Source organism: Acidithiobacillus sp. (assembly GCF_023255755.1).
Lineage (GTDB): Bacteria > Pseudomonadota > Gammaproteobacteria > Acidithiobacillales > Acidithiobacillaceae > Acidithiobacillus.
Window position 1 is genome coordinate 11,134 of record NZ_JAGDVS010000183.1, and the last position, 9,606, is coordinate 20,739.

General features: G+C 52.9%; 12 protein-coding genes. 10 read left to right on the top strand and 2 right to left on the bottom strand.

The window, feature by feature from the left end:
* The 7 genes from treY to Q0C48_RS12845 all read left to right on the top strand — a co-directional run.
* A partial coding sequence (gene treY, locus Q0C48_RS12820) for a malto-oligosyltrehalose synthase (RefSeq protein ID WP_291524963.1) occupies window positions 1-1,810 on the top strand: 1,810 nt, incomplete at its 5' end.
* A 205-nt stretch (window positions 1,811-2,015) separates the two neighbouring features.
* A complete protein-coding gene (locus tag Q0C48_RS12825; RefSeq protein ID WP_291524965.1) occupies window positions 2,016-2,324 on the top strand; it encodes a hypothetical protein in 309 nt (102 codons plus the stop codon).
* A 1-nt stretch (window position 2,325) separates the two neighbouring features.
* Window positions 2,326-2,781: a DUF3568 family protein gene (locus Q0C48_RS12830; protein ID WP_291524967.1), complete on the top strand. Its 456-nt coding sequence runs from the start codon at window positions 2,326-2,328 to the stop codon at window positions 2,779-2,781.
* 147 nt (window positions 2,782-2,928) lie between these two features.
* Window positions 2,929-3,081: a DUF3309 family protein gene (locus Q0C48_RS12835; RefSeq protein ID WP_366937059.1), complete on the top strand. Its 153-nt coding sequence runs from the start codon at window positions 2,929-2,931 to the stop codon at window positions 3,079-3,081.
* Between the two features lie 95 nt (window positions 3,082-3,176).
* Window positions 3,177-3,362, top strand: a complete 186-nt coding sequence (locus Q0C48_RS14740) for a Thivi_2564 family membrane protein (RefSeq protein ID WP_366937057.1) — start codon at window positions 3,177-3,179, stop codon at window positions 3,360-3,362.
* Between the two features lie 12 nt (window positions 3,363-3,374).
* Complete coding sequence (locus Q0C48_RS12840) at window positions 3,375-3,542, top strand: hypothetical protein (RefSeq protein ID WP_291524971.1); 168 nt, start codon at window positions 3,375-3,377, stop codon at window positions 3,540-3,542.
* An 11-nt stretch (window positions 3,543-3,553) separates the two neighbouring features.
* Window positions 3,554-4,267 carry a hypothetical protein gene (locus Q0C48_RS12845; protein ID WP_291524973.1) on the top strand — a complete coding sequence of 238 codons (714 nt, stop codon included), beginning with the start codon at window positions 3,554-3,556 and terminating at the stop codon, window positions 4,265-4,267.
* Window positions 4,268-4,325: 58 nt separating this feature from the next.
* Here Q0C48_RS12845 and Q0C48_RS12850 read toward each other — a convergent pair whose 3' ends face one another.
* Window positions 4,326-4,799 carry a hypothetical protein gene (locus Q0C48_RS12850; protein ID WP_291524975.1) on the bottom strand — a complete coding sequence of 158 codons (474 nt, stop codon included), beginning with the start codon at window positions 4,797-4,799 and terminating at the stop codon, window positions 4,326-4,328.
* 660 nt (window positions 4,800-5,459) lie between these two features.
* Here Q0C48_RS12850 and Q0C48_RS12855 point away from each other — a divergent pair.
* The 3 genes from Q0C48_RS12855 (at window position 5,460) to Q0C48_RS12865 (ending at window position 7,972) form a co-directional block, all read left to right on the top strand.
* On the top strand, window positions 5,460-6,824 hold the full coding sequence (locus Q0C48_RS12855) for a porin (protein WP_291524978.1): 1,365 nt from the start codon (window positions 5,460-5,462) through the stop codon (window positions 6,822-6,824).
* Window positions 6,825-6,872: 48 nt separating this feature from the next.
* Window positions 6,873-7,370 (top strand): DsrE family protein, encoded by a 498-nt coding sequence (locus tag Q0C48_RS12860; protein ID WP_291524980.1) that lies wholly within the window; start codon window positions 6,873-6,875, stop codon window positions 7,368-7,370.
* An 86-nt stretch (window positions 7,371-7,456) separates the two neighbouring features.
* The gene (locus Q0C48_RS12865; protein WP_291524982.1) at window positions 7,457-7,972 is read left to right on the top strand and encodes a DUF302 domain-containing protein; all 516 of its coding nucleotides are present in this window, start codon (window positions 7,457-7,459) and stop codon (window positions 7,970-7,972) included.
* A 597-nt stretch (window positions 7,973-8,569) separates the two neighbouring features.
* Here Q0C48_RS12865 and Q0C48_RS12870 read toward each other — a convergent pair.
* Entirely contained in the window at window positions 8,570-9,061 is a 492-nt protein-coding gene (locus Q0C48_RS12870) for a DsrE family protein (protein ID WP_291524984.1), read from the bottom strand.
* Between the last annotated feature and the right edge of the window lie 545 nt (window positions 9,062-9,606).

Genomic DNA, 9,606 nt, shown 5'->3' on the forward strand with positions numbered 1-9,606 from the left:
CCGCCGCGACAAGGGCGGCAGGAGCCTCTACCTGGTAGTGGAAAAGATCCTCGCAGATGGCGAAGCCATGCCCCCGGACTGGCCGGTACACGGCAGCACCGGCTACGACTTTGCCAACGACGTGACCAGCCTTTTCGTGAATGACCGGGCGCGGGCGGCCTTCGAGCGCCTGTATAGCGCCTTCATCGGTCATCCGTGCGACTTCGATACGCTCCTCTACGACTGCAAAAAACTGATCATAAAAAGCTCCATGGCCAGCGAACTCAATGTACTGGCTGACCATCTCAGCCATATTGCCCAGACCGACCGGCGCACCCGGGACTACACCTTGAACGGCCTGCGCTGGGCACTCCAGGAAGTGATCTCCTGCTTTCCGGTCTACCGGACCTACAGTGCCGATGGGATTCTTCTGGATGCGGACCGGCAGCGCGTCCAAACCGCCATAATCCAGGCTCGTCGCAACAGCCAGGCGGAAGATGTCAGCGTCTTCCAGTTTCTGGAGGAGGTACTGACCTTGTCCGGGAAACCTCCGGTCTACACTCGGGAGCGTATCGCCTTTGTGGGCAAATTCCAGCAATACACCGGCCCGGTGATGGCCAAAGGTCGTGAGGACACCGCCCTCTATCGCTACCAACGCCTTACTTGTCTCAATGATGTGGGCAGCGACCCTCGTCATTTCGGTATTTCTGTCGCCGCCTTCCACAAAAGGTGCCGCGACCGCGCTGCATACCGCCCCCACGACATGCTTACCAGTTCGACCCATGACAGCAAACGCTCCGAAGACGTACGGGCCCGCATCGCCGTGCTTTCGGAGATGCCGAAACGCTGGCAACAGGCATTGCAGCGCTGGCAGCATCTCAATAATGGCAAAAAGGGTCAGATCGACGGCATTTCCGCTCCCGATGCCAATGACGAGTACCTGATCTACCAAACTTTGCTCGGCACTTGGCCCGCCCAGGAAACCCCCGATGCCGATTATGCGGAGCGCATCGTCGCCTACATGCGCAAGGTGGTCCGCGAAGCCAAGGTGCACAGCAGTTGGATTAACCCAGACAGCGCCTACGAAGAGGCCTTGGAACGCTTCATCCGCGCTATTTTGGACAAAGGCTCCCATAATCCTTTCCCCTCGGCCTTCACTGATCTATGCCGAATCATCCGTCATTTCGGCGCCCTCAACAGCCTCGGCATGACCCTGCTCAAACTCACGGCCCCCGGCGTGCCGGATATTTATCAGGGCTGCGAAGACCTGGTCCTGCACCTAGTCGATCCCGACAATCGACGACCGGTGGATTTTGCCACCTATTCCCAAAGGTTGACCGAGTTGGAATCGCAATTCTCGGAACGGGTGCGCGCGGAAGACCTGCAGGAACTCCTGACTGACCTCGACCGTGGCCGTGCTAAGCTCTATCTCACCTGGCGCAGCCTGCAGGCCAGACGCCGACAGGCAGAGACCTTTCAGACCGGCAGCTATATTCCTCTTAGGGTGCGCGGCAAGCAGGCAGCTCACCTCTGCGCCTTCGCACGTAAAGGAGAAAAGGGGGTGGCTCTGACTGTTGTGCCGCGTCTCTGCCTCCGCCTGTTGGGCGCCAACGAAAACCTCCCGTTGCCTCTGGGTCCGGAGGTCTGGGGAGATACCACTCTGGTCCTGCCCTGGGGCTGGAGTCGACTACAGTTTCAAAACCTTTTCACCGGTGAGGATATTGACGTGCAGGGAGGGACAGAAGCACTGTCCGTGGGTCATTTGCTTTCACGCTTCCCCCTAGCGCTCCTCTTGGCTGATCCGGAGTCACCGGTTCAATCTAGGACTTGATTCCCTCTCAAGAGTGATCGTGGCTGTTCAATCTGGGTGGGACCGGCTGAAAAGGGATTTATGCTTCCGCCAGCCGATTGACGACGGAAAATATACTATACTTCAAACGTATCTTCATGAAAATAGATCGGAAAGAACTTGGCAGATAAGTGCCCGCTCTCTGGTTTCCCTTGCCGTTATTTGTTGAGGATTAAGGAGAAATATCATGACTGAAAAAATGAATAACAAATTTGGCGCGATGCTTACGGTTACCATGATGGTCCTTCCCCTGGGGCTCGCTGGATGCGCAAGCCAGCCGGATCTATCGCGATTGAACGCGAAGGTCGACGCAGCACAAACAATGGCCAGGGAGGCTCAGGACACCGCCAACGAAGCGCTTATGAAGGCAAACACTCTGCAAAACGCGCAAAACGAGGCCATCAGGCGGGCAGATATCGCACAGCAAACAGCCAATGCTGCCCAACGAACAGCCAATCAGGCGATTCGGGCAGCCAACGCCAGTAATGGAGGATAAGGTGACGCAGATATCCAGTCGTAGAGCCTACGCATATCTCGCCGTGAGTTGTGCGGCGTTGGTAGCCCCGCTCAGTGGTTGTGTCGCTTTGTTGGGAGCCGGGGCCGGGGCCGGAGGGGCTACGTATGTGGCGAGTGGCGGACTGTCAGATTATCAGGCCTATTACCCGGTAAGCCTTGGGCAGGCCACCGCGGCCTCTCGCGCGGTGCTGGGGGAAATGCACATCAGCTATACCGGCAACCTTCACAAGAAGGAGAATGAAGAGGCTATTTATGGAAAAACCACGGATGGGACAAAGGTGAGTGTTAATTTGCAATCTCCCAGCGCCCAGGTCACAAAGGTCGAGATGGGTGTTGGCTTGATGGGTAACAAGGTGCTCTCCCAGCAGTTTTTCCGATTGTTAAGTCGGCGACTCGGTGTCCACGCGACCGTTACGCCGCCAGTCTTCCACAACTGAAAAAGGTGGGGGCTTTTTGTCTGGCGGCAGGTGTTCTGGCTACCGATGTGGGTTGCCTGTAGCGTGACCCACCAAGACGGGAGTGCCAAGGTTTCTCTGACAGTAATAAATATTACCGCTGCATAAACCACAAGGAGAACTACCATGTTGGGGACTGTGCTATTGGTTGTATTGATTCTGCTGCTTCTGGGTGTATTCCCGGCTTGGCCACACAGCAGGAGGTGGGGATATGGACCCAGTGGAGTGGTTGGTATTGTGCTATTGATCGTCTTGATTCTTCTTCTGCTGGGCAGATTATAAGCGCTGCCTCGTTGATAGATATAGCCAATACGATGATGTGCGGGGTTTGGAGATACAACCAAATGTTGTCGCAATACAGACCAAGGAGGTAGGTGATGACACCTTTGATTCATGTAGTGCTGGTCCTGATCGTCGTTGGAGTTATCCTCTGGCTCGTCAACAGCTATATACCCATGGCATCTTCCATTAAGTCAATACTGAACCTGGTCGTAGTCATTGTTGTGATTTTATGGCTGCTAAGTGTCTTTGGAATTTTTACGCTCCCCTCCAGGTATGGCTAGGGAGGATATGCTGTGGCTGATCTCTCCATAAGCACGGGCTCCTGGCGTGCGGGTGAGGACTATGTACTCAAACAGCTCATTGATTTTGTTAACTCGTTTGGAGGCCGTCTTCAGGTCAAAGCTCAAAACATGCTGATGTTCCACATCAGCCAACGGCATAAGGTCTCCAACCTTTCGTGAGGATTGGCCATTTGCTTGCGATTACACGAGTGTTCCGCCGTAAAAAGCTGTTCTGGAAAGAGGTCGTAGGGCTAGTAATGGCGCTTTTTTGCGCTATTACGGGCTTGGTTGTTCCTGAGGTCGCTGCGGCGCAAATCATCAGTGATCCGGCAGATGCCTGTAGCTTTCTAGCACACCACGGCTTGCCAATGAACACCTCAGAGCAACAAGCCGTACAGAATGCCGAAGCGTTGTTCGAGCCCATTCCCATACCTGTGCCGGTATATCTGGATCCTCCCGAGATAATCGCGCGTGTTGCGCACATACCTGGTGCGCCTTATCTGACGGCCATTAGCGGAAACACCATACGCTGTGTCGCGGTAGCACCGCAGTGGCTATTATCCTTGTCTACGCCAGAACGCACCTGGCTCATTCTCGTGGGTATCGCCAATAGTCAGGATCCGCGCACTTATCATCTGTTGGCGCTCGCGGCCGATAATCAACCGCCCGGATGGCTCTCCGGACTTGCCGATTGGTTTGGCAAACGCGCCGCCCACCAAGCCATCCTGCGCTCAGAGACTCAGGCCACGATTTGGTTGGCGCGGGATCATGGGGACGCCGTGGGTATCGCCAGTCATGCGCTACTCATGCTGGGCAATGTGCCAACTTTTGCCACGAATCCCTGGTTACCATCGCTCCTGGACCAACTTGCGGCCGTCGGAAAAGCGGTGATAGCTCCAGGTTAAGATGTTCCGGCGGCAAGTGTCGACGCTTTCGTTGTGGCCTTTTATCCTAAAAAAGCAGTTACGGCCCGGCCAGAGCAGGAATTGCCCCATCCGGTAACCACAGGTGATTGGGTAATTTGGGCGACGATGTGGCGCAGGAGGAGGTCCCATGGCTGGTGCCCCAGCAACCGCTCCGCAGTCTGGCGAACAGCCCGTAAGCCTCGGCGGATATTCTCAATTCCGCGCTCAGCTCGTCAAAACCGTTCTCCGCATCCGCCCGGCCCCGGTACATCTGCGCGATGCCCAGAATACTTTCTTTGAGAACCGTCACCAGCACGGCGTATTCGTAGACCTTGGTCTGGCGCCGGTTCACGAAAGCAAATTCCAGTTGGCCCTGCTGTTCCTGGATGGCGATCAGATTCTCTTTGAGTGGGCGGCGAAGAATGACTACCCGGCGGCTCTGCTGCCATCCGGCAAGCTGAATGCTGTCCTCCCGACCTTCCCAGCCTTGTCCGGCGTTCATCCAGTCGCGGCGGGTAAATGCTCGCTGCAACAGGTGTTTGACTCGGGGCGATTGACGCAATTTGAAGAGATAGGCCTGCTGCCGCCATCACTACCGCCCAGTGTGTCCACGACCATGGCCTTTACTGCCGCAGGAATGGCCTTTTGCGGCCGATTTTCGTCATCACCCACAGGGTGAGCCTCCATTACAGAGGAAAAACCAATCCTATCAAAGCAATCCTGCCAAATCAGCAGGAGTAACTGCCAAATTTAGGAAAAAGACAATATATATTCCAGAGCAAAATAGTAGCCATTCTTTAGTTGCAGGCCTATCGTTAAGTTTTTATCAATATTGCCAATTATTAATATAACTGGCCCATATGCGCCAAACTGTGCGCGATTAAGGCTGGAATGGAACAGTCGGTGAGCTCCTCAAAAAAACAAAATGAGCAACCTATCAATAAATGTGATTGATAGTGTCAATATGGTTTCCGGCATCCATGGATGTCTGAATGTAACTATCTGTTTGTTTGTCAAAATACCCGGTGACATTGAGTCTATATTGCCTGTGGCCATCAAAAATGCTGATAAAACGTCGAGAGCATAATTATGGCACCGATATTGCCAATATGAGCCTGGGCTACGGCTCAGGCTGATTCAGTTTATAATCAACACCTAATGAAGATATCGCCTAAGATTGAAGGAGGAACCCATGAGAAAGCTACGTGCAGCGGTTTGCTGCACCCTCGGTATCGCGGTAATGACGGTGGCACAATCGGCATCCGCAGCGAACTGGTTTGAGTTGCAAGGCATTTCGCCTGCACTGGCGCCGTTGGTGACCGTATCAGGATATTTGCAACCCACTTACACCTATATGCCAGGCACTGCGGTCACCGATGGATTAGGATCGCAGGTCCCCCACTTGAATCAAATTGCTCCGAACTTCACATCCAGTAATTCTTTCAATATAAATCGCGCACGATTGATGATCCGTGGCAATATTAATCGGAATATCTCGTATTTCCTGGCAGGCGAGTTTGGTAATAACGGGTTTACCCACGTCGGCGGAAATTATACTCCATCTATCATAGACGGGCACGTTACATTCAGCCATTATATCCCTTTTATGCGAATAGAAGCGGGTATTATTCGGGCCCCCGGACCGGAGCAAGCCATGCAGGGATACATGGCCTACAACTTCACATCGTTTGCCAACGTGACGACCCAGATGATGCTCCAGCCCTTTTATAAACCTAATCCCAGCACACCGTACGGTAATCCAAATCCTCAGGGAGGGGTTGCGGTGCCTGGTCAATACGGGGAAGGAGTCAATGCGTTCCGCTACACGGGACTCGAAGCCACGAACTGGTTCCGGAATGGGCCATGGGAGTTTACCTATGGGGCCATGGTCGGAAACTTTGGTCCGTTGACCGCAACCAACTACTCGAATAGCCCTCTGATCGCTGCACGGCTGCAAGAATCCTATATTTTTGGAGGACACGGGCCATTTCAGAGTAGTTTGACGGGGTTCATCTGGTATCAGCATGCAACTCCCAACTTCAATGGCCACGCTTATTCGATGACTCGGGATGGTATTGGTATAGCCTATATGCAGGGTTATATGCACCAATGGGGTCGTTGGGCAAAAGTCGAATACATGCGTGGTTCGGGCATGATTTCCACGAGTTCCGTTTTTTCATCACCTGTTACCGTTGCACCGGCTGCACAGCAAGCAGCACTGAGTGAGGCACAAGTCTACCCGGGTAGTCAAAATACCGCTCGCGGTTATTATATCAGCGGAGGCTTGTTTGTTACTCGGCGTGCGGAGGTGGACTTGCGCTATGATCACTACAATAGGTTGCCTAATATCGCTATCCAGAATCGCACTTTCAATACTTGGGCGGTAGGTCTGCAATACCATTTCACGCCATTAACTCGGGTAATACTGGATTACTATGTGCGTAATGTTGGCATTCCCCATCTCGGCGCCATTCCGCCAGCGCAGAGAGCGTTGCCAGAAAGTATCGCAAACAGCGCGGATAATGCACTCGCATTGCAGGCGGTGATTGCCTTTTGATCTCACTATCTTATAGCAGTCAAGCACATAAATTTACGGAGGTAAGCAATGAAGCGAAGCATACGCGCGGCGATAATGGGTGCAGTAACGGCGTTCTCCCTCCTGGGAGGGATCGGTGCAGCCGATGCCGGTATTACGATCCTCAAAGACTCTAACTTTGCGAGTCCAACTTTCACGCATTCACACCCCTTTGCTAAGGAACACATAGTCTTGCAGGTCAGTCAGGACAGTCCCGCACGTTGGGGGTTGGTGCTCAGTAATGCACAGAACCTCATGAATTATTTTGGCCAGGAGGAAGTGCAAATTGTAGTTGTTGCTTTTGGGCCGGGGTTAAAAATGTACCTGGCGAACAGCCCGGTGGCTGAAAAGATCGCCTCTATGGATGCGGAAGGTGTCGAATTTGATGCCTGTGGTAACACCTATAAGGCAATGACCAAGGAAATGGGACATCCCCCTAAATTGGTAAGCCAGGCCGTCATAGTTCCCGGCGGTATCGTTCGTATCATGCAACTCGAACAGCATGGCTTTGATTATGTAAAGCCATAAATAGCAGTATTGGTCTCTCCCCTCGTGGTTGTCATGAGCGGTTGCAGATGTATGCACAACCGCTCCTTTTTAAGGAGTAAAGTAGGATGCAAAATAAATCAACACCGGTGAAGTGGACCATTTTGAAAGCCAGTTTGGCCGTATTCGGTCTGTGTTCCTTTGGGATCGGCATAGCCGCCGCGGGACCGATGTATGTGGAAAGTGTCGCTGCACCGATCTCCAAGGTTATGCCAGAATTGCAAAAAGCATTAGGTCAACACCATTTCAAGGTCGTGTTGCATCTGGATATTTTGAAGATGATTAAGGCAAAACAGCACATGCTACATATTCCCAACCTGGATAAGCCAGGATTCAGTGATGTGCAGTCTGTCGTTTTCTGTAACCCGTTTTTCTTTAACCAGCTATTAAATGCCCATTGGGAGTCGTCTGCGGCATGCCCACTTACCTTAACCGTATATGGTCGAGGTGAGAAAAGTTATATTGTTTACCCAAAACGTGTCGCTTTAACCGGGAACACCCCTGCCCTAAACGTTGCGAAGAAGATCGATAAAGCGGTAGTCGGCGCTTTGACCAGTGTGCCCGGAGCGCAGCCTATGCGATAGTGTTGTCGGCGCATTGTCAAAAGCACAAAAACCGCGACCACCAAAAAACACAACGCGTGGTTTTGAGTTCTGTGAAGGCCAATATCCTCCTCTAGGAGACTGTAGGCACCCATACGAATGCCGTCGGGTCCAATGATCCGACGGCATTTTTTCGCCGCATGACAACGGCATCATTGTACTGCGGAAACGGGGCGCCGTTTTCCTGGCCTGTCACAATGAGATTTTGGATTTTGGCAAAACACCCGGTTTTGTTGGCCCATGCCGGAACTTGAACCGGCGGGGTTTCAGTAGGCGAAATAATGCCACAGAGTCTGAAATGAAGAAAACAACGATCGTTCGCGTGGCGCTCTAAGCACATGTGCGTCTATTAGTCTCTGGGGTATGACGGCTAATCAACAGATATGGGCTGGAACGGTAAGACGGAGGGGCCACGTTATCAGCAACAAGTCTTCCCGCCATGGCAGCAGCCCTGAAGCGGTGGCAGCTACCAAGCAAGATCCAGGTTCGGCACCCTTGAGCGACCGGGACGCTGAACAAGCGACTGCCGCGCTGCCAGGAATCCAGCGCGGGAATGGCAATGACTACCGTGTTCCGTCCCTACGGCTTTATGTAGTCAAAACCGTGCTGTTCCAGTTGCATGATGCGGCCGGCGCCGGCAGGAACGATCACCGCCTGCGGTACCAGTTCGGGCAAATGCCCGTCTTTGGCCATCGCCTGCATGGTATTGTGGCATGCATCGAACTCAACTCCTTCCGCGTTGAGCGACTGAATGAATGTCGCGACGGGGCTGCCCTTCAGTAGCATTTTCAACCCCGGACCAAATGCCACGACCACGATCTGAAGATTGTCCTGGCCAAAGTAAATCAAGACCTGTTGGGTCATATTTAGGGCCACCTTCCATCTCGCTGGGTCGCCTTCGCTGACCTGCACGAGGAGATGCTTGGTCGCGAAGGGGTGATCATGCAGATATGTCGGGTGGTCGAAAGACCAGGTCTTGAGCATGGATACATTGGCCATTGCCGCGCCGGTATGGCCCAACATGACGACCAGCATAAGTCCGAGCACGCAGTTCAGGAACGTTTTTGTCACGCGATTTTCTCCTTGATGTGAGGGTGAGGTGTTGACCAAGCCCAGCTTGGATCAGAAGGTAACGACGGCGGTCGCCGCGCGACCGCGATAGCAGATATGTTGGGGGTGTTTACGTTATACGTTAATGGACGCGAGGGGCCCGAACTCACCCAGTCTGCAAATTCATAACCCGTCGTGTTTTCAGCTTTCGATTACCATTAAATTGCCAATTGGCAAACAACACGTTTTTATACGCCAATACCCGAGAGCAATGTTTGTGCCAAATAAGGCGCCTTTAAAAACCGGTTACAACTGCTGGATAACCATGGGCCGACGATTTACGACTCGATGGCACACACTGGTACCAGTCGGCCCTTTTTGGCCATCTTGGAACGGTGAGCGATTGCCGTCTTAAGGACGATGCTGGTTTTGCAGATACAGCCTCAGGCATTGCAGATTCTCGCAAACATTCGTTTTTGAAAGGCCATCCTGAGGCTGCCGAACCACGGTGGGGCATTTCGAATAACAAAAATTTCACGACTTGAGAATGGAATATTCCCCTTTCC

What these genes read in the sequence shown, in the direction of transcription:
- Q0C48_RS12825 (WP_291524965.1), top strand. Translation starts at nt 2,016, where the DNA reads ATGACTGAAAAAATGAATAACAAATTTGGCGCGATGCTTACGGTTACC.
- Q0C48_RS14740 (WP_366937057.1), top strand. Translation starts at nt 3,177, where the DNA reads ATGACACCTTTGATTCATGTAGTGCTGGTCCTGATCGTCGTTGGAGTT.
- Q0C48_RS12855 (WP_291524978.1), top strand. Translation starts at nt 5,460, where the DNA reads ATGAGAAAGCTACGTGCAGCGGTTTGCTGCACCCTCGGTATCGCGGTA.
- Q0C48_RS12860 (WP_291524980.1), top strand. Translation starts at nt 6,873, where the DNA reads ATGAAGCGAAGCATACGCGCGGCGATAATGGGTGCAGTAACGGCGTTC.
- Q0C48_RS12865 (WP_291524982.1), top strand. Translation starts at nt 7,457, where the DNA reads ATGCAAAATAAATCAACACCGGTGAAGTGGACCATTTTGAAAGCCAGT.